This is a genomic window from Arthrobacter pullicola, assembly GCF_014836875.1.
GTDB classification, from domain to species: Bacteria; Actinomycetota; Actinomycetes; order Actinomycetales; family Micrococcaceae; genus Arthrobacter_B; species Arthrobacter_B pullicola.
This window is the reverse complement of sequence record NZ_JACSQC010000005.1, coordinates 213,795-237,098: the sequence shown is the minus strand read 5'-3', so window position 1 is coordinate 237,098 and position 23,304 is coordinate 213,795. Positions and strand designations below refer to the sequence as shown.

Below are 23,304 nucleotides of genomic sequence, written 5' to 3'. Positions count from 1 at the left end.
GGAAATTTCAGGCCTTGCGGTAGGTGAGGTCGAAGATGAGCCGGTTGGCCTGGTGGGCCTTGTTCTCGAAACTGGTCAGGATGCGGCCCTCGAAGCGCGGTGCCCAGCCGCCGCGGGTGTCGACGTCGTCCGAGGCTTCCTTGCCTTCCAGCCCCTGGGCGTACACCTGGGTCAGCGGACCGTCCGCGCCGGCGCGCTCGCCGGGGTGCAGGTTTTCGAAGTGCGGTGAAGCGTCGAGGACCTCGCGCATCTGCACCGCGTAGTCGGACCAGTCGGTGGCCAGCCGCCACAGGCCACCCGGTACCAGGACGCGGGCAGCGAGTTCGGCAAAACTGTCCTTCACCATGCGCCGCTTGTGGTGCCGGGTCTTGTGCCACGGGTCCGGGAAGAACACCCACAGTTCGTCCACGGAGCCGGCCGGAAGCATGGTGGTCAGCACCTCCGGGGCGTTGGCCTGCACCACCCGCACATTGGTCAGGTTCTTCTGGCCGATCCGCTGCAGGGTCTGGGCCAGGCCGGGCAGGTAGACCTCCACGGCCAGAAAATTCTTGTCCGGGTTCTGCTCGGCGGCGTGCGTGACGGCTTCGCCAAGTCCCGAACCGATTTCGACGACGATGGGTGCCTGGCGCCCAAATGCAGCCTCGGCGTCGAACACGTAGTCCGGGTCCACAGAGGTGTCAGCCTGCACGCGCGGAACGTCGATCACAAAAACGTCAGAGAGTTCGTCCCACGCCTGCTGGCGGCGTCCCTGGAGCCGGGAGCCCCGGCGGACGAAGGAAACCGGGGCACGGAAATGGTGGGTTTCGGTGCCTTGAACGTCTTTGGCTGCGTCGGTAACAGGCAGTGCTGGTTCAGTAGTCATCACCGTTAATGCTAACGGTCCGGCCGTTCAGGCCCGGGCAGGCGCGGATTAGGTAACTGCGCCCCATCGCGTAAACTGGGGGAAGTTGTTGCGACTGCCGCGCCTAAAAGCCGCGTGTGTAAGCAGCGCAACCTGCGTCGATGAACGCTTTCTTTTGTCCCGCCCGGTGCGAATCCGGGACGGTGGACACTGTCTGACTTTTCTTCGGCGAACCCTCTGCGCTACACGGCTCAGGGGGCCTCTTACCGAAAGTTGCCTGTCTTTTAATGACTACTTTTGCTGCCCTTGGTGTGCCCAAGGCCCTTGTCTCAACCCTCTCCGCACAGGGAATTGCTGAAGCATTCCCCATCCAGGTGCAGACCCTCCCGGATACCCTCAAGGGCCGCGACGTCCTGGGCCGCGGCCGCACCGGCTCCGGCAAGACCCTCGCGTTCTCCCTGCCGCTGGTCGCCCGCCTGAGTGAAGGCGAAGCCGCCTACCGCCGCCGGCCCAACCGCCCGCTTGGCCTGGTTCTGGCGCCGACGCGTGAACTTGCCACCCAGATCAACAACGTGATCGAGCCCCTCGCTTCCGAGCTGGGCCTGAACACCACCGTCATCTACGGCGGTGTGTCCCAGCAGCGCCAGGAAAAGGCCCTGGCGGCCGGCGTCGACATTGTCATTGCCTGCCCCGGGCGCCTCGAGGACCTGATGAAGCAGAAGCTCATCAGCCTGGAGTCCGTGGAAATCACCGTGCTGGATGAGGCCGACCACATGGCTGACCTCGGCTTCCTTCCCGTTGTGCAGCGCCTGCTGGACCGCACCCCGGAAAAGGGCCAGCGCCTGCTGTTCTCCGCGACCCTGGACAACGGCGTGGACAAGCTGGTCCGCCGCTACCTGTCCAACCCGCTGACCCACTCCGTGGACGAGCCGCAGGCCGCGGTCAGCACCATGGAACACCACGTCCTGCTGGTGCAGGACCAGACGGCCAAGAAGCTGCTGGTCAAGGAGCTGGCTTCCGGCCAGGGCCGCCGCATCATGTTCATGCGCACCAAGCACCATGCCCGCAAGATGGCGAAGTTCCTTACGGACAGCGGCATCCCCACGGTTGACCTGCACGGCAACCTCTCGCAGAACGCCCGCGACCGGAACCTGGCCGAGTTCGCATCCGGTGACGTCCGCGTCCTGGTCGCCACCGACGTCGCTGCCCGCGGCGTGCACGTGGACGACGTCGAACTGGTGGTCCACATTGACCCGCCCACGGAGCACAAGGCCTACCTGCACCGCTCCGGGCGTACGGCCCGCGCCGGCTCCGACGGCACCGTCGTCACCGTGACCCTTCCCGAGCAGAAGGGCGAGGTGTCCAAGCTGATGAAGGCGGCCGGCGTCGACGTCTCGATCGAGAAGGTCTCACACAATTCGCCGTCGATCGCCAAGCTTATTGGGGAACGCGCCGACGTCGTCGAGCCGCATGTCCGTGCAGCGCAGCTGGCAGCCAAGTCCCCGCAGCAGGGCGGCGGCCGCTCCACCGGCGCCAACGCCCAGCGCAAGCGCGCAGCCCGCTCAGGTTCCGGTGCCGGCACCCGTGCCGGCGGCCGGGGCGGAGCAGGCGGCCGCGGCCGGGTCTCCGCCGAGCGCGCGGAACGCAGCAGCAGCCGCAGCGAACGCAACGACTTCACGCCCGACGCCCCGCGCGCACAGCGGTCGCAGGACGGCCGCCGCGGTGCAGCTGCAGCAGCGACCTCGCAGGGCCGCAACCGCCGTCCCGCCACCGGCCAGCGCGCCGGCGACGTCGCGGCTTCCGGGACCCACCGTTCCGGCGGCACCCGTTCCGCAGCTCCTGCTGCCGGCGGCAGCGGCCGTCCGGCACGTGCAGCCGGTCCCCGCCGTGCCACCGCGCCGGCGTCGAACGAACGCCGCAGCCGCTAAGCACTGACAGCTCTAAACGCTGACAGAGAAGGCCCCGCAGTGATCTGCGGGGCCTTCTCTCTGTCCGGGTGGGATCCGTTACCGGTTTAGTTCTCCGGCGCGCTTCCGGGCGGCAGCGCCTCGGCGTCCGCCCGGGTCCACCGTGTCAGGCGCTTAGCCCAGGCTAAGTCCGTGCTCGGCCAGCGCGGCGTCAAGAGTGTCCAGGGCCTTCGGACCCATACCGTGCAGCTGAGCCAGATCCTCCCGGGGGATACCCGCCAGCTGGCGCAGCGACGTGGAACCGGCACCGCCCAGGGCCCGCACGGCAGGCGCGGAAATCCGCGGAAGCTCATTCAGCGAAGTACTCATGCGTAGATGCTAGGCAACGGCCACGGCGCCGGCCTAGTCCTTCCCGAGATCAGTCCAGTTCGTAGAAGGAGACGACGGCGGCGAAACCCCGGCCCAGGACCTGCGGGCGGTCCTCGCTGCCCGGGACCGTGTCCAGCGGATCCAGCTCCTGGCTGCCCGCGTCCAGCATGGCCTTGGCGGATCCCTGCAGCAGGACCAGGAACTGACCGGGCCCAAGCGCCGGGGCATTCTTCTTTGACAGCTCCACCACCATAACGGCCGCCCCGAAGCGGGTGCGGTCCACAAATGTGTTGAGCACGGTCACTTCACCGGTGGGCAGCGAGGCATGTGCGGGCACATCCCCGGGGTAGCGCAGTGGCCGGAGGCGTTCCATGGCATGCTCGGTTCCGTCCACCTCCAGGAGAAGGAGTTCGCCCTCCACCGGAAGCGTGATGCGGTCCATGTCCTCAAAGCGGGTGAACGGACCGGATTTCTCGATGGTGGCGGCAGCTAAACGCCAGCCGGGGATTCCGGCAGGTCCGGCAGGGCCGGACGCAATGTCCTTCACCCGGCCGGCATTATTCCCCCAGGAGCGGGAGGGCAGGGCAGCGAAACTCAGGATCGAAGCTTCCACGCCTATTCCGGAAGGTCCTGGGGCTGGGCGGAGGGCACCTGCCGGCGGGCGGCGTCGCTGATCCGGAAGCGCCTTCCGGTGGTCTCGGTGGGCTCGATCCGCACGAAGTGGTTCTTCTCCCCGCTCTGCCAGGGGAAGAGCTCCAGCGTCTCGGAATCCAGTACATCCTCAATCGACCCCAGCTGGGAGGCCGCCCCCTTCAGGACAACGCTCCAGGCGCGGCCAAGGCCGTCGTCGTACCCGTCCACCTCGAATGCGACCGGAATGTCACCAAGCGCTGCGGCGAGCTTGGTGCCTGCCGCGCTGCGGAACACCACAGTGCCGTGGTCCACGGCGAAGTTGATGGGGAAGATGTCCGGCGCTCCCTCAACCACCACAGCAAGCCGCCCGACCGAAGCCTGGCGGACGTAGTCCCAGCATTCGCGGGAACTTAGTTCAACGGGTACCCCTGCATCATCTGTGGTTGGCGGCATACCCCCAGTCTAGGCGCAGCCCGCTTGGCCCCGGTAAGCCGGAAGCCGTGACTCTGCACGGCAACTGGAGAACAATGGGCACATGAAGGCAATCCTGAACGTTATCTGGCTCCTTTTCGGCGGTATCTGGCTTGCCCTGGGCTATGTCCTGGCCGGAATCGTCTGCTGCCTGCTGATCGTGACCATCCCGTTCGGCATCGCGTCCTTTAGGATCGCGTCCTATGCGCTGTGGCCCTTCGGCCGCACCGTCATCGACAGCGGCCGCGGAACCGGAGTGCTGGCCACCCTGGGGAACGTGATCTGGCTGGTGTTTGCCGGTGTGTGGATCGCCATTGGGCACGTGTTGACGGCCATCCCCATGTTCGTGAGCATCATCGGTATTCCGCTGGGCATCGCGAATCTGAAAATGATCCCTATTTCGCTGGTTCCACTCGGCAAGCGGATTGTGCCGACCGCCGGTCCCGGCCTCGTCCCCTACAACTCGCCCACCGCGTATGCGACGTATTCAGGAACTCCCGGCAAGGGCAGGTACGGCCGGTAAAACAGTATTGCCGGTAGGCACGGCCGGCGGATCACCCGGGGCCGCACCCGAGTGCACCCGGCGCGTTAGCCCGTCAGCGCATCCAGGAACGTCTTCATGAGCGTTTCGGCGGGAGCCGGGGCGGTTTCACCCCGTTCAATGAACAGCGCGACGGCGAGATCGCCGTGGACTGCGACCACCCAGGCATGGGTGCGCGGCGGGGTCTCGCCGCCAAACCCGGCGGCACCGTTCTTGGCCAGGACCGGGTTGCCGGGCACGTCCTCGAGCAGCTGAGCGCTGCCGTCGGTGACGACACCGCGCATCACCTCACGCAGGGTGCCGGCCTCCTCCGCGGTGACCGGAGCCGGTGCCTGCGGGCTCTGTGTGCTGTCCGTCCCGCTGTCTGCGGAGGAGACCAGCGCGGGAGATACCCGTTCGCCCTTGGCCACGGAGGCACCGGCAACGGCCAGGGCAAGCGGTGAGACCAGGACCTCACCCTGTCCGATCATCGAGGCTGCGTGGAGGGCTCCGTCCGCTGTCTCCGGCACAGACCCGAAGTAGGCGGGGGTGCCGATAGCGGAATCCACCCCCAGACCCAGGCCGGCACCGGCAGCGGAGAGATCAGATTGGGACACCGAGTCCCGGGCGTTGACGAACGCGGTGTCGCAGGACTGGGCGAAGGCCTCCGCGAGGGTGATCCCGCCCAGGTACCCGCTGGGATAGCCAGCGGGGTTGGCGAATGTCCGGCCGTCCACGGTGACGTCCGCGGGGCAGGAGACCTCGGTGTCCGGGGCAGCTCCGGTGCGCAGCATCGCCAGCGCGGTGGCGAGCTGGAACGCGGACCCCGGAGCAAACTGGCCCAGCAGCGCCGTCTGGGCTCCGCCGCTTCCGGGCCCGTTGGCCGCCGCAAGGATATTCCCGGTGGAGGGCTGGATGGCTACCAGGGCCGCAGCAGACGGCTCGTCCTTCAGCGCGGACTCCGCCTGCGTCTGGATGCCGGCGTTGAGGGTTGTCTGCAGGGGCTTACCGGCCTCACCGGCTGTCTCGAACAGCGGTGCCGAGCGGACGTTATCCGCCGTGGCTATCTGGACGGTGACGGCGTCGGCACCCCGAAGCTGCGTATCGTATTCGCGCTGCAGCCCGGACAGCCCCGTCTGGTCCCCGGCGGCCAGCGAGCCGCCGGACTGTTCAATCAATTCAGGGGTGGCCTCGCCGACCGAACCCAGCAGCGCCCCGGCGAAACTGCCTGACTGCGCCAGGGACCGGACCTCGGGAAGTGCTGCGGCGCCGGGCACGGTGGCGATTTCCGATTCGAAGTTCGCGGGAACGCTGTCCTGCCGCACGGTGACAGCCTCAACGAAGTCCTTCGGGCCCGCCGCCCGGACCTTGGCAGTGAAGGCATCGGTGTCGATATTCAAATACTGGGACAGGTAAAACGCGGAGGAAGCGTACTCCTTTTCGGTGAGCCACACCTTATCGATGCCCACGTGCCAGACTGCCCGGTCTGCCATCAGCACGGCACCCCCGGCGCCGAGAATGTCCCCCCGGCGCACGGGGGCCGTGGTGCGCAGCAGCCGCTCCGTAGGGTCCAGCTCCGGATGCACGGTGGTGGAGGTAAAGCGGGCCTGCCAGGTGTTGTCTTCACCCCGGTCCAGGAGCACCGTGGCGTCGTAGCTGTAGTCTTCCGCCGCCGCGTTGACGTCCCAGACATAGTGGAGAGTGGCGGCAGCTTGTGAATCCGAGACATCCTCGATTTTGGTCACGGTCACCGACGGCTTCAGCGGTGCCATTCCGGAGACCAGATGTTCCAGCATGCCGTTGACTGCCTCGACCGAGGAGTCCACGAAAGCGCTGCCCGTGACATCAAGGGCGGAGAGACCGGCAGCCAGCGTCTCCGCAGCGGCTTCGGGACCGGGCCCTTCCTCCGGCGAACACGCGCTCAGGGACAACGCCAGGACGGATACGGACACAGCGGCTGCTATCAGGCGGTGTTTCACCATCCGGACAGGCTATCTGCGGGCATCCGCAAAAGGACACGGCCCCAGCGGAAAGCGCAGCGCCCGCAGCCGGATTTTTTTGGGGAGGGTCAGCCGGCCAGGCCGTCGAGGAATGCCTTCATCACGGGGCCGCCGGAGGTTGAACCCAGTTCACCCTCTTCAATGAACACTGCGACGGCGAGATCGCCCTGGATCGCCACGACCCAGGCATGGGTGCGCGGCGGAGTATCGCTGCCGAATTCAGCGGTGCCGGTCTTGGCCAGAATGGGTTCGCCGGGAACGCCCTGGAGCAGCTGCACACCGCCGTCGGTCACCACGGCGCGCATCATCTCACGCAGGGTTGCCGCTTCAGCGGTGGTCAGGGAGGGTGCTGCGGCGGATCCCGGCGCGGAGCCGGAGGCCGACGCCGAGCCGGAAACTGACGCCGAGCCGGAGGCCGACGCCGAGCCGGAAGAACCTGCCGTTTCACCGCCCGCAGCTGGGTCAGCCGCTTCGACCAGCACGGGGGAGACCCGTTCGCCCTTGGCAACGGAGGCGCCCGCGACGGCCAGCGCCAGCGGCGACACGAGGATCTCGCCCTGCCCGATCATGGAGGCGGCGTGAAGGGTTCCATCCGCGGCTGCGGGCACGGAGCCGAAGTACGCCGGAGTGCCGATCGCGGCGTCGACCCCCAGCCCCAGCGCCTGCGCTGCGGCGGCGAGGTCCGGCTGGGCCACCGTTCCGCGGGCGTTGATGAAGGCCGTGTTGCAGGACTGCGCGAACGCCTGGCGCAGCGGGATTTCCCCGAGGAACTGCGCCGGGTAGGTGCTGGCGTTATTGAACCGCCTGCCGTCCACGGTGAGTTCTTCGGGGCAGGAAACGGTGGTTGCCGGGGTGGCTCCGGAGCGCAGCATGGCCAGGGAAGTGGCGATTTTGAACGTGGATCCCGGGGCGTATTGTCCGAGCAGGGCCGTCTGGGCTCCTTCGCTGCCGGGCCCGTTGGCTACGGCGAGGAGATTGCCCGTGGACGGCTGGATGGCCACCAGCGCCGAGGCCGACGGCTCATCAGCAAGGACGGACTCGGCAAGTGTCTGCAGGCGTACGTCAAGTGTGGTCTGCAGCGGGTCAGAAGCAACACCGTCGGATTCGAAGAGCGGAGCAGATGACACGTTTGCGGCACTGACGGTGCGGACGGCGACGCCGTCAACGCCCAGGAGCTGGGAGTTGTACTGCTGCTGCAGCCCGGAGAGGCCGGTCTTGTCGCCGGGGGAGAGCGTGCCGCCGGACTTCTCGATCAGTTCGGCCGTCGCCTCGCCCACAGACCCCAGCAGTGCCCGGGCGAACGTGCGGGTGGGGGCCAGCGGCAGGCTGGCAGAGATCGCGGCGGCGCCGGGGATGGCAGCGACTTCGGCCTGGAAGACGGCCGGCGGGCTGACACTGTCCTGGCGGAGGGTGATGGCTTCCACGAAGGCCTCCGGCCCGGATGCCAGCACCTGGGCGGTATAGGCAGCGGGGTCAAGTTCCAGGAACCCGGCGAGCGCGGCGGCGGAAGACTCCAGCTCGGCGGACTCCAGCCGTGTCTTATCGATTCCGACGCGCCACACCGGACGCTCCGTGACCAGTACCTGTCCGTCCGCGCCGTGGATCTCGCCGCGGGGGACCGGGGTAACTTCGCGCAGGAGGTAATCGCCCGGTGCGAGGCTGGGATGCACGGAGGAGGGATCGAACCTGACCTGCCAGAGGTCCTCTTCGTCCCGCTGCAGTTCCACCGTGGTTTCGTAGCTGTAATCCTCATCCCCGGCGCTGACGTCCCAGACGTAGCTGAGGGTTGCCGTGGCTTCGTCATCGGAGACCTCCTCCACGGAGGTAACACTGACGGCCGGTTTCAGCGGAGCCATACCGGAGACCGAGTCCGCCAGCAGGGCGTTGATTTCCTCCGCCGTGGAGTCCTGGAATGAACTGCCGGAGACATCCAGTCCGGAAAGGCCCTCAGCGAGCTTGGCCGCTGCCTCTTCGGGGGCGGGCCGGTCCTCGGCCGAGCAGGCGGCCAGCGACAGCCCCAAAATGGACACGGACAGTACAGATGCCAAAAAGCGGTGATTCCCCATCCGCACAGAGTACCGGCAGCACAAACAAAAGCGGACACGGGCGCGCTGCACCCGTGTCCGCTCCGGCTCCGGAAGCTACCGGAGGCTACACGCCGGCACCTGCAGCAGCGGTGTCCGCACCGGAGGCAGCACGGGCTTCCCGTACCAGTTCGGCACAGCGCTCGCCGATCATCATGGTGGTGATGTTCGGGTTGACCGTGGTGAGCTCCGGCATGACGGAGGCATCAGCCACCCGAAGGCCGGTGACGCCCTTGACCCGCAGCTGCGGATCCAAAGGCGACATCCCGTCGTCGTACGCGCCCATCCGCACCGAACCGGCCGGGTGGTAGACAGTGTTGTGCGTTTTGGTGATGTACTCGGTGATCTCCTCATCCGTCTGCACGTCCGGTCCCGGGTACAGTTCCCGGCCCGCCCATTCGGCCATTGCCGGCTGGGAGATGATCTCCCGGGCCTTCTTGATGCCGTAGACCATCACGCGCATGTCATGCGGGTCGGTGAAGTAGCGCGGGTCCACCATCGGCTTGTCCCGGAAGTCCCGGCTGCGCAGCCGCACCGTGCCGCGGGACCGCGCGTGGGTGACGTTCGGGGTGAGGCAGAAACCGTTCTCCGTGGTGGGGAAACCCTGCCTCAGCGTGTGCATGTCAAACGGCACCGAGCCGTAATGGAACATCAGGTCTGGGCGGTCCAGGCCGTCTTCAGTGGGGGTGAAGATGCCGATTTCCCACCACTGGGTGGAGGTTTCGGTCATGGGCTGCTTCGCCTCCCACTGGATAACACCCTCCGGGTGGTCCTGCAGGTTCGAGCCCACGCCGGGGGAGTCTGCGCGCACCTCGATGCCGTGTTCGGCCAGGTGCTCCTTCGGGCCGATGCCGGAGAGCATCAGCAGTTTGGGCGAATCAATCGCCCCGGCGGAGAGGATGACCTCGGTGCGGGCGTTCAGTGTGTGCGTGCGGGCGAACTGCCCGTCCACGACGTCGACGCCGGTGCAGTGGTTGGCATCATTGAATTTGAGTTCACGGGCGCGCAGCCCGGTCAGCAGCGTGAAGTTCTTCCGTTCCAGGATCGGATGGATGTAGGACACGGAGGACGAGGAGCGGGTGCCGTCCGGGCGCCGGTTGATCTGGAAGAAATTGGCTCCGTTGATGACGGTCTGCCCGGTGTTGAACTTCGTCCGCGGAATGCCGGCCTGTTCACAGGCGTCCAGCAGGGCGACGCCGCAGGGGTCGCTCGGCGGCACGTTCATCAGTTTCACCGGGCCGTCCGCACCGTGATGGGGTGCATCGGGGCCGGCATCCTCGTTGGATTCGAGCTGCTTGTACAGCCGGAAGGCCATCTCCGAGTTCCAGCCCTCCGCACCGAACCTGGTCTCCCATTCATCGATGTCCTCCCGGGGCGCCCAGAAGGCGATGCAGGAGTTGTGGCTGGAACAGCCGCCCATGACCTTGGCGCGGGAGTGGCGCATAAACGAGTTGCCGTTTTCCTGCGGCTCGATCGGGTAGTCCCAGTCGTAGCCGGATTCCAGCAGTTCCATCCAGCGGTCCAGCTGGAGAACTTCGTCCACTCCCCGGTCATCGGCGCCGGCTTCCACCAGCGCCACTTCGACGGCGGGATCCTCGCTGAGCCGCGCGGCGACGGCGGCACCGGCGGAGCCTCCGCCGATCACGATGTAGTCGAAGTCCGTTTTCTGCAGATCAGTCATGGAGCTAGTTGGCCTTTCCATGGTCGGGGAACCAACCGGTTACCTGGGGGTTGATGTTCTGGTAGATGTGCTTGGCTTCCTGGTATTCGCCCAACCCGGTGGGGCCGAGCTCGCGGCCGACGCCGGAGGCACCGAAGCCGCCCCATTCGGCCTGCGGCAGGTAGGGGTGGAAGTCGTTGATCCAGATGGTGCCGTGCCGCAGCCGCCGGGCCACACGCTGGGTCTTCCCCGCATCCTGCGACCAGACCGCTCCGGCCAGGCCGTAGTCGGTGTCATTGCCCAGCTCCACGGCTTCGTCCTCACCGTTGAACGTTTCGACGGTGACGACCGGGCCGAAGGCCTCGTCCACCAGGGCAGAACTGCCGCGCCGGACGTTGTCCAGCACGGTCGGGGCGTAGTAGAAGCCCTTTTCCAGCTCGCCGGTGCCCCAGGTTCCGCCGCAGCGGATGCGGGCGCCCTCCTCGACGGCCTTGTTGACGTAGGCGGTTACCTTGTCCCGGTGCGCCGCGGAGATCAGGGGACCGGTTTCTGCGGAGTCGTCGAACGGCCCGCCCATCCGGATCTGCTCTGCCCGGCGGACCAGTTCATTCACGAAGCGTTCGGCGATGGGCTCTTCCACGATCAGCCGGGCGCCGGCGGAGCAGACCTGCCCGGAATGGACGAACGCGGCGTTGAGCGCGTTGTCCACTGCGGCGTCGAAGTCGGCATCCGCGAAGATGATGTTGGGGTTCTTGCCGCCGAGCTCAAGTGCCACCTTCTTGATCGTTCCGGCGGCGGAGGCAGCGATGATCTTCCCGGTGGCCACACCGCCGGTAAAGGAGACCAGGTCGACGTCGGGGGACTCGGAGAGCGGTGCGCCGGCAACAGCCCCGGCTCCGAGCACCAGGTTGGCCGTGCCGCGGGGCAGGCCAAGATCCGCCAGGACCTTCATCATGAGGATGGAGGTGGACGGCGTGAGCTCCGAGGGCTTCAGTACGAAGGTGCATCCGGCCGCCAGGGCCGGGGCGATCTTCCACGCGGCCTGCAGCAGAGGATAGTTCCACGGGGCGATCAGCCCGCAGACGCCGACCGGCTCGTACTCGACCCGGGAGACAACGCCGGGATCCCCGGCGTCGACAATCCGGCCGGCGTTCTGGCCGGCGATTTTGCCAAAGTAGGAGAAGCAGGCAGCGATGTCGTCCATGTCGATCTGGCTCTCCACCAGGCGCTTGCCGGTGTCGAGGGTTTCGGCGCGGGCGAACTCATCCTTGCGGGCGCGCAGTTCCGCCGCGACGCGCAGCAGGAAGTCGCCCCGCTCCGGGGCGGGAACAGCCGCCCACTCACCGCGGTCAAAAGCGGCGCGGGCAGCCGTGATGGCCTTCTCCGTGTCAGCGCGGGTGGCCTCGGAAACCGTTACTACGTGTTCGCCGTCGGCCGGGTTGTGGATCTCACGGGTGCCGCCGTCGGAAGCGGGGACCCACTCACCATCGATGAAAAGCGTGGCCGTGTTTGCGGTGTTCGCCGTGTTGGTCATACTTTTTCCTCCTCGCCGACAAAGTCGGCATCCCAGTTGTCTTTGCCAACCGGGTCTTCGGTGATTGCGGTGTTGCCGGGCACCTCGCGGTTGAGGTGCAGGAATTCGAGGTGTCGTTCGTAGTGATCCAGGACGTCGGTAATCAGCTGCTCCTTCGTGTAGCCCATCACGTCGTAACCGTGGCTGCCTTCGAGCGAAAAGACCTCCATGCGGAAGTATTTGGTGTCCGTCGAAGCGCTGCGCAGCGCATAGGACGGCGTCTCGTACTGGACGGGGTAGACCTGGTATTTGAAGGGACGCTCGTCCGCTAGTCCGACGGTGAGGTCTGCGGAGCGGATGTCGTTTGAACCGCAGCCGGTGAGGGAGAGGGAAACCTCCGCCCCCTTGGATTCGAGTTCGTCGTGGACCTCCTGCAGGGCGGGGTAGGCGACGCTTTCCACGAAGCGGGCTGCCTGCTTGGGTCCGGGATAGGTCATGGCACGGGTGAGCCGCTGGCGCCAGGAACGTCCACCCCGGGCATCTCCGCCGCCGCGGCCGGCGATCATGCCGGGCAGGGAGGCCCGGAAACTGGCGGCCAGCGAGTTCTCCACCCGCAGCGCCTTATAGACACCGAGCATGATGAACAGCAGCAGGATGGACAGCGGCAGGCCCATGATGATCGTGGCGTTCTGCAGCGTGCTCACACCGCCCACCATCAGCATGGCCAGGGTGAGCAGTCCGGTGACCACGGCCCAGAAGACCCGCATCCACTTCGGGGCGTCCGAATCGGCGTCCTTGAGGTGGGAGGTGAAGTTCGCCATGACCAGCGCACCGGAGTCAGCGGAGGTGACGTAAAACAGCAATCCGGTGAAGGTGGCGATGGCAGCAGTGGCAGGCGCCCAGGGGTACTGCTCCAGCAAGCCGTAGAACGCCCGCTCGGGCTGGTTCATGGCGACCTCGCCGAACGCGGCGTTTCCGCCCATCACCAGGTCCAGGGCGCTGTTCCCGAAGATGGAGATCCACAGCAGGATGAAGGCGAAGGGGACAACCATGGTGCCCAGGACAAACTGGCGGATGGTCCGGCCGCGGGAAATACGCGCCAGGAACAGGCCCACGAACGGAGCCCAGGCGATCCACCAGGCCCAGAAGAACAGGGTCCAGCTGGAGAGCCACTCGTCCGGCCTGTCGTAGGCCATCGTGTCCAGCGTCATGCCGGGGAAGCGGCTGAGGACATCGCCGGTGTTCTGCACGATCCCGTCGAACAGGAAGCTGGTTTTGCCGGCAATGAGGACGAACAGCATCAGGCCGACTGCCAGGATGACGTTGAGCTCGGAGAGGCGGCGGATACCCTTCTCCACGCCGGAGACCACCGAGACGGTGGCCATGGCTACGGACAGCGCGATCAGCGCGATTTGGACGCTGACGTTCTCCGGAACATCGAACATGAAGTTCAGTCCGTAGTTCAGCTGCACGACGCCGATGCCCAGTGAAGTAGCGATGCCGAAGATGGTGCCGAGCAGGGCCGCTATGTCCACGCCATGGCCCAGTGGACCGTCGATCTTCTTACCGAAGATCGGATACAGCGCGGAGCGGATGCTCAGCGGGAGGTTGTGCCGGTAGGCGAAATATCCCAGTGCCAGTCCCATGAGGGCGTAAAGCGCCCAGCCCGTGATGCCGTAGTGGAACAGGGTCCATACCAGCGCCTGGCGTGCCGCCTCAGCGGTGGAACCGTCGCCCTGGGGCGGGGCGAGGAACTGGGTGACGGGTTCGGAGACTGAGAAGAACATCAGGTCGATGCCGATCCCGGCGGCGAACAGCATGGCGCCCCAGGTAAACAGCCCGAACTGCGGCTTGGAATGGTCTGGGCCGAGCTTTGTCCTGCCGACGCCGGAGAGGGCGATAACGAGGACGAAGATGACGACCAAGGTGACGACCAGGAAGTAGTACCACCCCATGTTCGTGGACACCCAGCCGACCATCGTGCCGATGACCGACTCCGCCGATTCGGTGGAGACCATGGCCCACACCGCTATGGCGATAATGCCGATGGCGGACCCGGTAAATACCGTCTTGTTGACACGGGTTTTGGCGGCTGATTCGGGCGGAGTTTCCGCTTCCGGGCTGATCATCGGGTCCTTTTCGAAGTGGGGCGAAAAAAGAAAGGTTCCTTAGTCTCGGAGATTTCAGGCTATCAAAGTGCCTAGTCAGCGGTAGGTTTCGGAGGGCTGACCCCCGAAAGGAGAGGCCTGCGGGGCTGGCGGTGGAAGGTGCACGGTCCTGCCTTGAAGCCTGTCCTGAGCCGGTTTTCCCTGCTAACCTCCAAGAAGGGCTGGGTGTGTCCCATCTCATAGAACCGGTTCCGGGGTGCCCGGCCAGACCGCCGTATCGATCCGGAGTTACTCCTCAGAACCGCAACGCCGGCAAGCTGAAGGAGCGGTGTATGTCCGAGCTGGATGTGGAACTTTCCGAAACCGAACGGTCCTTCGGGCTCCGTCAGATACAGGCTGGGCATGCGCGCATGCTGGTGATCGGACGGGTTCTTCCACAGCCCATCGGAGCGGTGTGGAATGCACTGACCGACCCCTCCAGTATTGGAGCCTACTTTGTGGAGCCGACGGGCGACTTTCGACGAGGGGGCGACTATGAGGTGCCTGGCTTCTCCCAGGGGGCCATCCTGCGGTGTGATCCACCGCGGCTGCTGACGCTTTCCTGGATCCCGCCGCATGGGAACGACGGTGAGCTGGAAATCCATCTGTCCGACGAAGACGGGGCCACGCGGGTGGAGCTGCTCTACGCTTCCGTGCGCAAGAGATTTGCCGTTATGACCCCGGACGTCAATGAGTGGGCGGCAGGGCCGGGCTGGGAGTTCTTCCTCGATAACCTCACCGCACACCTTGATAACCGGGAGGTGCGTCCGATAGACCGGGACTGGCGAACCATGGAGGGCGCCGATAAAGAGCTGTATCACGCCCGGAACGACGAATGGGTGCGGGTGAGGGAGGAATTCGAGCGGGATCACAGCCCGTTACCCGGACCCGAGTAAACCTGCTCCAGGCGCACGCAACTGCCTGTGGATAACTTTACGTCCAACCTTGAGTGGACTACACTCAATCTTGTTGAGCATGGTCGGATGAAGCCAGATGGCAGGACCGTCAGGGTTCTCCAATTGGGCAGTCCACCGAGAGCTTGTTTGGTTGTTCTCCGAGCCCGAGAAGGAGCCCGCTGTGGATACGAAGTTCACGAATAAGAGCCAAGAGGCGCTTCAGTCCGCCGCCATGAATGCGACTACTGCCGGAAACCCCCAGATTGAGCCTGCCCATTTGCTGAAGGCGCTGATGGACCAGCGCCAGGGTGTGGCCGTGGCCCTGCTCAAAGCGGCCGGCGCCAATCCCGACGCCGTCAGCGTCGCAGCCAGCAACGCCATCCACGACCTGCCCTCCAGCTCCGGGTCCTCCGTCCAGCAGCCCCAGTTCTCGCGTCCCCTCCTGCAGGTCATCAACGCAGCGCAGCAGGAGGCAACCCAGCTCGGTGACGCCTACGTTTCCACTGAGCATCTGCTGTTGGCCCTGTCAGTTGACAACGGGCCCGCAGGCCAAGCGCTGCGGAACAATAATGCCGGCCGCGATGTGCTGGCCGCAGCCCTTCCCACCGTCCGAGGAGACCGTAAAGTGACGAATGCCGATCCGGAGAACACCTTCCAGGCACTGGAAAAATTCAGCACCGACCTCACCGAACTGGCCCGGTCCGGAAAGCTGGACCCCGTCATCGGCCGCGACGCCGAAATCCGCCGGGTCATCCAGGTGCTGAGCCGCCGGACGAAGAACAACCCTGTGCTGATTGGCGAACCCGGGGTTGGCAAGACCGCCGTCGTCGAAGGCCTGGCGCAGCGGATCGTGGCGGGGGACGTGCCTGAGAGCCTGAGCGGCAAGACCCTGCTCTCGCTGGACCTGGGTTCAATGGTGGCGGGGGCGAAGTACCGCGGCGAGTTTGAAGAACGGTTCAAGGCCGTACTGGAGGAGATCGCCAGTGCCGAAGGGCAGATCGTCACCTTCATCGATGAGATGCACACCGTTGTGGGCGCAGGGGCGGCTGAAGGATCCATGGACGCCGGCAACATGCTCAAGCCGATGCTGGCCCGCGGCGAACTGCGCCTGATCGGCGCCACTACGCTGAACGAATACCGTGAAAATGTGGAGAAGGACGCCGCGCTGGAGCGCCGTTTCCAGCAGGTCTTCGTGGGGGAGCCCAGCGTTGCGGACACCATCGGCATCCTCCGCGGCCTGAAGGAACGCTACGAAGCGCACCACAAGGTGGCGATCGCCGACTCGGCGCTGGTCGCGGCGGCTAACCTCTCCAACCGGTACATCACCGGCCGCCAGCTTCCGGACAAGGCCATTGATCTGGTCGATGAGGCTGCGTCACGGCTGCGGATGGAGATCGACTCTGCTCCGGAGGAAATCGATGAGCTGCGCCGCGCCGTGGACAGGCTCACCATGGAGGAACTGGCTATCTCCGGGGAAACGGATGAGGCCTCGCTGGAACGCCTCGAAGTGCTCCGTGCGGACTTGGCGAACAAGAAGGAACAGCTCGCCGCCCTCAATGCCCGCTGGGAGGCAGAGAAGGCTGGCCTCAACCGCGTTGGCGACATCAAGGCTCGCATCGACGAACTGCGTTCGCTGGCTGAAAAAGCCCAGCGCGACGGCGATCTGGCCGAGGCATCCCGGATCCTGTACGGCGAGATCCCGGCCATGCAGAAGGAACTCGATGCGGCGCAGGAAGCTGAGCAGGACCAGTTCGGTGAGGAGGCCAGGGAACTGATGGTCTCCGAGGAAGTCACCGCCGACGACATCGCCGAAGTGGTCTCCGCCTGGACCGGGATCCCGGCCGGCCGCATGCTCCAGGGCGAGTCCCAGAAGCTGCTGGAGATGGAATCAGTCATCGGTTCACGGCTGATCGGCCAGAGCAGTGCCGTCTCCGCCGTGGCGGACGCCGTCCGCCGTTCCCGCGCCGGGGTCAGCGATCCGGACCGGCCTACCGGTTCCTTCCTGTTCCTCGGCCCCACCGGCGTCGGCAAGACCGAACTGGCCAAGGCCCTTGCGGAATTCATTTTCGACGACGAACGCGCCATAGTCCGTATGGACATGAGCGAGTATGCCGAAAAGCACACCGTGTCCCGCCTGGTTGGGGCTCCTCCCGGATACGTCGGGTATGAGGAAGGCGGCCAGCTCACCGAGGCAGTCCGCCGACGCCCCTACTCCGTCATCCTGCTGGACGAGGTGGAGAAGGCCCACCCTGACGTCTTCGACATCCTGCTGCAGGTTCTCGACGACGGGCGGCTGACGGACGGGCAGGGCCGTACCGTGGACTTCCGCAACGTGATCCTGATCCTGACCTCCAACCTCGGGTCCCAGTTCCTGGTGGACCCGGGGCTGAACGAGGACCAGAAACGTGAATCAGTGATGTCCATGGTCAACGCCAACTTCAAGCCGGAGTTCCTGAACCGGCTGGACGACATCATCCTCTTCGACCCGCTGACCCTGGAAGAGCTGTCCCAGATCGTGGACATCCAGGTCCGCGGGCTCGCCGCCCGGCTGAAGGACCGCCGCCTGACCCTGAAGGTCACCGACGCAGCGCGCGAGTGGCTGGCGCTGACCGGATACGATCCGGCCTACGGCGCCCGGCCGCTGCGCCGGCTGGTGCAGCGCGAAATCGGCGACAAACTCGCCAAGGGCATCCTGGCGGGCCGGATTTCCGACGGCGACACCGTCCTGGTGGATCGTCCCGAAGGCATCGGTGATGAACACGCTGCCCAAGGCCTCACCGTTGAGGCCGTGGCGCCGGTCGGATAGTCCCAGGGCACGCAAAAAGCCGGAAGCCCGCCGCTGGCGGTCTCCCGGTTTTTTGTGTGTTTCCCCCTGCCCTACCAGGGGCAGGGCAGGACGGTATTCCTACGGCTGGACGATGAGGGATTCGGAGAGCTCTTCACCAGGCGCGACCACGAAGCAGTCCACCCGGCGGTCGCCTGCATCCCAGGAGCTCTGCGTCGGGACGGCGCGGTTCAGTTCCAGGTCCGCGTACTTGGAGGCAGCGTCCGTGTACATCACGGAGGAACAGACTTCCTCGGCCTTGGCCGCCAGCGCGTCCGGGCCCGGGAAGGAATCCGAATTGAGGTAGGACTCGCTGGCGACCAGCTGCGCGTTGTGCGGGGTGTCGCAGGTGACAACCGTGACCTCTGCGTTCACGCTCTGGAAGTCCTGGATGCAGGCGCCTGCTTCCAGGTCGATGGGAGCCACCGAATCCTCCAGGACACCCTCCTCCCGGTTGCTGTCGGCTACGACCGTGGCCAGCCAGATACCCAGCAGGACAATAATCAGGATCGATCCGATGAGGACCAGCATGCGGGTGGTCCTGCTGCTGCCACTGATCTTGGCTGCGGCTTCCTCTGCTTCCCGGGTGCGCCGGGCCCGCCGCGAATCGGCGGGCACTGCGGTGGAACCGGAAGGACGGACAACGTGGGTGATGCCGGTATCTGCCGGATCCCCGGCCGGGACCTTTTTGGTCAGCGAGAGGGAGGCAAACGAATCGGTGACCGGCGCGGACACATCGGTGCTGTCTCCGCTGACTACCGCCGTGGCGATGATGGGCTGCGCGCCGGTGGAGCCGGCGGGGCTGGAGGTTCCGGCAATATCCGCTGCGCCGCCATCCTCCGCGGTGTCCGCAGAGTCCTCGTCCGGCTCTGACTCCGTAGTCTCCGCGGCCTCGGTCGAGCCTGCAGCCCCTGCAACCTCGTCAGAGCCAGCTTCAGTATCGGCTTCAGCATCAGCGGCAGCATCACCGGTGTCTTCAGCGGGGCGGGCCAGCTGGTCAGGTGCAGTGCCCGGTTCAGCTGGTTCAACCGGATCAGCTTTTTCGCCCGGTTCAGCTGGTTCAACCGGATCAGCTCGTTCAGGAGCTGCCGCTGACTCTTCGGTTTCCTCGCCGTTTTCGCTTCCGTCAGCCTCAGGCTGAGCGGCGGCATCCCCGGTGGCTGGTTCCAGCTCGGTGAGGCCCTCACCGGCATCAACGGCGATTTCGGTGCCTTCGGGGGCGGGTTCGGTGATGCCGGCCTGTTTGCCGGCTTCTGCTGCCTCCTCCGACACCGCCCGCACCTCGGCCGCGGCTTCCAGAAGTGAAGCAGCCTCGGCTGCCTCAGCGCTGATGGAAGGAGTGTCCAGGGACGGTTCCACCAGATGTACGTCTTCGGCCGGAATGACAACGGGTTCAAGCGGGGCAGCCTGCAGCGTCTCGGACTCGAATACTTCAGTCCAGACTTCGACGTCACGGGACCCATCGCGCGAGAGCCACGCCGGCGCCTCGGTGTGGGAGACCAAATCGGCGAGGATGGGGACTGGCGCAGGCTCCGGAGCATTGGCCTGTTCCGCTGCCGGCTCTGCGGACCCGGACCCCGGTTCTGCGGCTTGGGCAGGTTCTGATTTATGGTCCGTGGGCTCAGGACTCGTGGGCTCGTCGGCTGGTCCAGAGGCGTTCTTGGCACCGGGGCCGGTGCGCAGGGGCGGCCGCTTGGCCCCACCCTTTGAACCGAGCAGCCCCTTGGCCACGGTGCCCTTCTTGGCCGGGGCAGGCCGCTTGGCACCGGGAGCGCGCTTACCTGTCTTCCCCGGTTTACCGGCCTTGCCGGGCTGGTCGGCCTTGTTTTGGGGAGAAGCACCCGGTGCGGGGCGCCCACTGTCGGCTGGCTGCTGCGGCTTGATAACGGGAATGCTCCTTGTAGCGGGGTTGTTCCGGACAGGCGGTGCTGCCTTCGCAGCGGGAGGAGCCGCCCCGGAACCCTTGGGGACGGCGTTGCCCTTCACTGGCGGAGAGGGCCGCAGGGACTTCCCGGGCAGGGGTAAACCTGCCCGTGGCGTCCGCTTCTGATCGCTCATGGTGAACGTCTGTCCTCCCTGTTCCTGGCCTCGCTGGTGTCCCGCAACGTCTGTTCCCCCCTGACTTTAGCGAATTTGCAGGTGACAGCGCAGTACACGCCGGTAGCGGAGCAGGCGTAAACTTGGAAGTTGAGTGCGCGTGAGGTCATGCAGGGGCACAACGACGCGGGAAAACATGTAACCTGTAGTTACGACAAATTGACCAAATTCCGGGGCCTCGCTCTCCTGCCCGAGCGACCACCTCCGGATCGACGCAAAAAGGGGGTCACGCCATGGGGCGCGGCCGTCAAAAGGCAAAAGCAACCAAGCAGGCACGCGAGATGAAGTACTTCACTCCTGCCACGGACTACTCGGCCCTCCAGCGTGAGCTGTCGGGACCTACGAGCCGTCCTTCGAGTCGATATCCCGAGGAACCGGCCGAGCCGGACTACTCGGCGTACGAGGATAAGTACGCAGATCAATTTGGCGATGATGACGACGAGGACGAGGGTTCCCGCCGCATCGGATAGATGCAGCGAACGAATCGTTCTTCGGCAAGCCAATTGCCCTCCTTCAGCGGATCACCAATCGGTGGATCCGCTGAAGGGCGTTTAAGCGGCTATTTTGGCTGAGCTGCAGGCACACGCAAAAAGAGGGTGGCCACTGCCGCTGCAGTGACCACCCTCTTTTGCATTGAACGCTGTTGGGCGCTTAGGCGTAGCTGCCAACCAGGCGGACGGCACCGCCGTCGACACCCTTGGCGCCCTGGACATAGTCCGGGTTCGCGGTGTCGGGTTCCCCTGCGGTTCCCACGGTGCCCATGGTCCAGGCCGGGACTCCGCGCTCGGCGAGGCGGGCCAGCGCGGCATCGGCACCGGCGGCGTCGACGATTGCGACCATACCCACGCCGAGGTTCAGCGTCCGCTCCAGATCCGGGAGCGGGACGTTGCCGAGTTCGCCCACAAGCTTGAAGACCGGGGGAAGCTCCCAGGTGGAGCGGTCAATGGTGGCTTCCATGCCCTTGGGCAGCACGCGGGCCAGGTTAGCGGCCAGACCGCCGCCGGTCACGTGGCTGAAACCATGGACACCGGCGGGGGCGAACCGTGCCAGGTCCAGGCAGTCTGCGGCGTACACGCGGGTCGGCTCCAGTAGTTCTTCGCCGAGGGTACGTCCCAGTTCCGGAATCTGGCGCTCGAGCTGCCAGCCTGCGTGGTTGATGACGCGGCGGACCAGGGAGTAGCCGTTGGAGTGGATGCCGGAGGATGCCATGCCAATAACGACGTCGCCGTTGCGCACGCGCTCCGGGCCGAGCAGGTCCGCTGCTTCCACCACGCCGGTGGCGGCACCGGCGACGTCGTACTCATCAACGCCGAGCAGGCCAGGATGCTCGGCGGTCTCTCCACCAACCAGGGCGGTGCCGGCAACTTCACAGGCAGCGGCAATGCCGCGCACAATGTCCGCGATGCGTTCGGGGACCACCTTGCCGCAGGCAATGTAATCGGTCATAAACAGCGGTTCAGCGCCAACCACCACAATGTCATCCACCACCATGCCAACCAGGTCGAACCCGATGGTGTGGTGGATGTCCAGGGCCTGGGCGATGGCCACCTTGGTGCCGACACCGTCCGTGGAGGTTGCCAGCAGCGGCTTCTTGTAGGTCAGGAGCCGGGAGACGTCGTAGAGTCCGGCGAATCCGCCGACCCCACCGATGACGTTGTCATTATGGGTGGCCTTGACGGCCGCCTTCATCAGTTCAACGGCCTTGTCACCGGCTTCGACGTCCACACCTGCGGAGGCGTAGGTGATGGCGTTTTCGCTCGCGCTCATACTGATTCTTTCTTGTCTGTCGGGGTCAGGAGGGTCTCGAATTCACTGTCCGGTCCGGGATCGCAGCCGTTGGAGCCGTCCGCGTCCGCGGGGTTCTCCAGCAGGTTCTTGCCCAGGCGGTCAGCGGAGGGAAGCTCGATGGGATAGTCGCCGGTGAAGCAGGCCGTGCAGAGCTTCTCACGCGGCTGCTGGGTAGCCCCGATCATGCCGTCGCCGGAGATGTAGGCCAGGGTGTCCGCTCCGATGGATGTGCAGATCTCTTCGACCTCGGCGCCGTTGGCGATCAGTTCTGCCCGGGAGGCGAAATCGATGCCGTAGAAGCACGGCCACTGAACAGGCGGAGAGGAGATTTTGACGTGGACTTCCTTCGCCCCGACCTCCCGCAGCATGCGCACGATGGCACGCTGGGTGTTGCCGCGGACGATCGAGTCGTCCACCACCACCACACGCTTGCCGCGGATCACGGATTCCAAAGCATTGAGCTTCAGCTTGATGCCCAGCTGGCGCAGGGTCTGGCTGGGCTGGATGAAGGTGCGGCCCACATATGAATTCTTGACGAAGCCGTGGGCGAACGGGATGCCGGACTGCTCGGCGTAGCCCACGGCAGCGGGGGTGCCCGATTCCGGTACCGGAATCACAATGTCGGCTTCCACGGAGTTTTCGCGGGCCAGCTGGCGGCCCATTTCGACGCGGGACTCATAGACCGAGCGGCCGTTGATGGTGGCATCGGGCCGGGCCAGATAGACGTACTCGAACACGCAGCCGGCAGGAGTCGGTTCGCCGAACATCTGGGAACGGACACCGTTCTCATCGATCGCGATGAACTCACCGGGCTTGATCTCGCGGATGAAGGTCGCACCGACCGTGGCCAGGGCAGACCCTTCGGAAGCGACGACCCAGCCGCGGTTCAGCCGGCCAAGGACCAGCGGCCGGACGCCGTAGGTGTCGCGGGCGGCGTAAAGCGTGCCTTCGTCCATAAAGACGAACGAGAACGCGCCGCGCAGCTTGGGCAGCAGTTCCAGGGCGGTTGCTTCCAGCGAGCGGCCGTCCGTGCCATTGAGGAGCGCGGTGACCAGGGCCGTGTCAGAGGTGTTGCCCTGCGCGATTTCGCCCGCGCGGGGGCGGCCCTGGCGTTCCAGGATCAGTTCATACAGTTCAGCGGAGTTGGTGAGGTTGCCGTTGTGGGCCAGGGCTACGGTGCCGGAGGCGGTCGCGCCGAGGGTCGGCTGCGCGTTGGCCCAGTGGGAGCCGCCGGTAGTGGAGTAGCGGCAGTGACCGATGGCGATGTGCCCCAGCAGGGTGTTGAGGGTGGTCTCATCAAAGACCTGGGAGACCAGGCCCATGTCCTTATATACGCTTATCCGGTTGCCGTCGCTGGTTGCGATGCCGGCGGACTCCTGTCCGCGGTGCTGCAGCGCATACAGACCGTAATAGGTAAGCTTCGCTACCTCTTCGCCGGGGGCCCAGACACCGAATACACCGCAGGCGTCCTGCGGTCCTTTCTCGCCGGGCATGAGATCGTGGGAAAGCTTTCCGTCACCGCGTGCCATAGGAGTTATTCTCTCATGGTCACCG

The 23,304-nt window shown here is 65.7% G+C and carries 17 protein-coding genes; 5 read left to right on the top strand and 12 right to left on the bottom strand.

What is annotated here, in order from left to right:
* Positions 1–7: 7 nt before the first annotated feature.
* Positions 8–862, bottom strand: coding sequence for a tRNA (guanosine(46)-N7)-methyltransferase TrmB (gene trmB, locus H9638_RS12280; protein WP_191747692.1), 855 nt, complete (start codon positions 860–862; stop codon positions 8–10).
* Positions 863–1,128: 266 nt separating this feature from the next.
* Here trmB and H9638_RS12275 point away from each other — a divergent pair, with 266 nt between their 5' ends.
* On the top strand, positions 1,129–2,769 hold the full coding sequence (locus H9638_RS12275) for a DEAD/DEAH box helicase (RefSeq protein WP_191747690.1): 1,641 nt from the start codon (positions 1,129–1,131) through the stop codon (positions 2,767–2,769).
* A gap of 153 nt (positions 2,770–2,922) precedes the next feature.
* Here H9638_RS12275 and H9638_RS12270 read toward each other — a convergent pair whose 3' ends face one another.
* The 3 genes from H9638_RS12270 to H9638_RS12260 are packed head-to-tail and all read right to left on the bottom strand — an operon-like array spanning position 2,923 to position 4,203.
* On the bottom strand, positions 2,923–3,117 hold the full coding sequence (locus tag H9638_RS12270; RefSeq protein ID WP_191747688.1) for a helix-hairpin-helix domain-containing protein: 195 nt from the start codon (positions 3,115–3,117) through the stop codon (positions 2,923–2,925).
* 49 nt (positions 3,118–3,166) lie between these two features.
* Entirely contained in the window at positions 3,167–3,730 is a 564-nt protein-coding gene (locus tag H9638_RS12265) for a HutD/Ves family protein (protein ID WP_191747686.1), read from the bottom strand.
* Between the two features lie 2 nt (positions 3,731–3,732).
* Positions 3,733–4,203 (bottom strand): pyridoxamine 5'-phosphate oxidase family protein, encoded by a 471-nt coding sequence (locus H9638_RS12260; RefSeq protein ID WP_191747685.1) that lies wholly within the window; start codon positions 4,201–4,203, stop codon positions 3,733–3,735.
* A gap of 82 nt (positions 4,204–4,285) precedes the next feature.
* Here H9638_RS12260 and H9638_RS12255 point away from each other — a divergent pair, with 82 nt between their 5' ends.
* Positions 4,286–4,744: a YccF domain-containing protein gene (locus tag H9638_RS12255; RefSeq protein WP_191747683.1), complete on the top strand. Its 459-nt coding sequence runs from the start codon at positions 4,286–4,288 to the stop codon at positions 4,742–4,744.
* A gap of 65 nt (positions 4,745–4,809) precedes the next feature.
* Here H9638_RS12255 and H9638_RS12250 read toward each other — a convergent pair whose 3' ends face one another.
* The 5 genes from H9638_RS12250 to betT form a co-directional block, all read right to left on the bottom strand.
* Positions 4,810–6,723 carry a penicillin-binding transpeptidase domain-containing protein gene (locus H9638_RS12250; protein WP_191747681.1) on the bottom strand — a complete coding sequence of 638 codons (1,914 nt, stop codon included), beginning with the start codon at positions 6,721–6,723 and terminating at the stop codon, positions 4,810–4,812.
* Positions 6,724–6,809: 86 nt separating this feature from the next.
* On the bottom strand, positions 6,810–8,789 hold the full coding sequence (locus H9638_RS12245) for a penicillin-binding transpeptidase domain-containing protein (protein ID WP_318241869.1): 1,980 nt from the start codon (positions 8,787–8,789) through the stop codon (positions 6,810–6,812).
* A 103-nt stretch (positions 8,790–8,892) separates the two neighbouring features.
* Positions 8,893–10,506: a GMC family oxidoreductase gene (locus tag H9638_RS12240; RefSeq protein WP_191747676.1), complete on the bottom strand. Its 1,614-nt coding sequence runs from the start codon at positions 10,504–10,506 to the stop codon at positions 8,893–8,895.
* Positions 10,507–10,510: 4 nt separating this feature from the next.
* Positions 10,511–12,019, bottom strand: a complete 1,509-nt coding sequence (locus H9638_RS12235) for an aldehyde dehydrogenase family protein (RefSeq protein ID WP_191747674.1) — start codon at positions 12,017–12,019, stop codon at positions 10,511–10,513.
* Positions 12,016–14,127, bottom strand: coding sequence for a choline BCCT transporter BetT (gene betT / locus H9638_RS12230; RefSeq protein WP_191747672.1), 2,112 nt, complete (start codon positions 14,125–14,127; stop codon positions 12,016–12,018). The genes H9638_RS12235 and betT overlap by 4 nt, the downstream gene beginning before the upstream one ends.
* A 311-nt stretch (positions 14,128–14,438) precedes the next feature.
* Between betT and H9638_RS12225 the strand changes: the two genes are divergently transcribed.
* Both H9638_RS12225 and clpB read left to right on the top strand, forming a co-directional pair.
* Complete coding sequence (locus H9638_RS12225) at positions 14,439–15,041, top strand: SRPBCC domain-containing protein (protein ID WP_191747670.1); 603 nt, start codon at positions 14,439–14,441, stop codon at positions 15,039–15,041.
* A gap of 181 nt (positions 15,042–15,222) precedes the next feature.
* Positions 15,223–17,847, top strand: coding sequence for an ATP-dependent chaperone ClpB (gene clpB, locus H9638_RS12220; protein ID WP_191747668.1), 2,625 nt, complete (start codon positions 15,223–15,225; stop codon positions 17,845–17,847).
* Positions 17,848–17,946: 99 nt separating this feature from the next.
* Here the strand turns inward: clpB and H9638_RS12215 are convergent, their stop codons facing one another.
* Positions 17,947–19,923 (bottom strand): septum formation family protein, encoded by a 1,977-nt coding sequence (locus H9638_RS12215; RefSeq protein ID WP_191747666.1) that lies wholly within the window; start codon positions 19,921–19,923, stop codon positions 17,947–17,949.
* Positions 19,924–20,195: 272 nt separating this feature from the next.
* Between H9638_RS12215 and H9638_RS12210 the strand changes: the two genes are divergently transcribed.
* The gene (locus tag H9638_RS12210) at positions 20,196–20,432 is read left to right on the top strand and encodes a DUF3073 domain-containing protein (RefSeq protein WP_191747664.1); all 237 of its coding nucleotides are present in this window, start codon (positions 20,196–20,198) and stop codon (positions 20,430–20,432) included.
* 181 nt (positions 20,433–20,613) lie between these two features.
* Here the strand turns inward: H9638_RS12210 and purM are convergent, their stop codons facing one another.
* Positions 20,614–21,729, bottom strand: coding sequence for a phosphoribosylformylglycinamidine cyclo-ligase (purM, locus tag H9638_RS12205; RefSeq protein WP_191747662.1), 1,116 nt, complete (start codon positions 21,727–21,729; stop codon positions 20,614–20,616).
* Complete coding sequence (gene purF / locus H9638_RS12200; RefSeq protein ID WP_191747660.1) at positions 21,726–23,279, bottom strand: amidophosphoribosyltransferase; 1,554 nt, start codon at positions 23,277–23,279, stop codon at positions 21,726–21,728. The genes purM and purF overlap by 4 nt, the downstream gene beginning before the upstream one ends.
* Positions 23,280–23,304 lie beyond the last annotated feature (25 nt).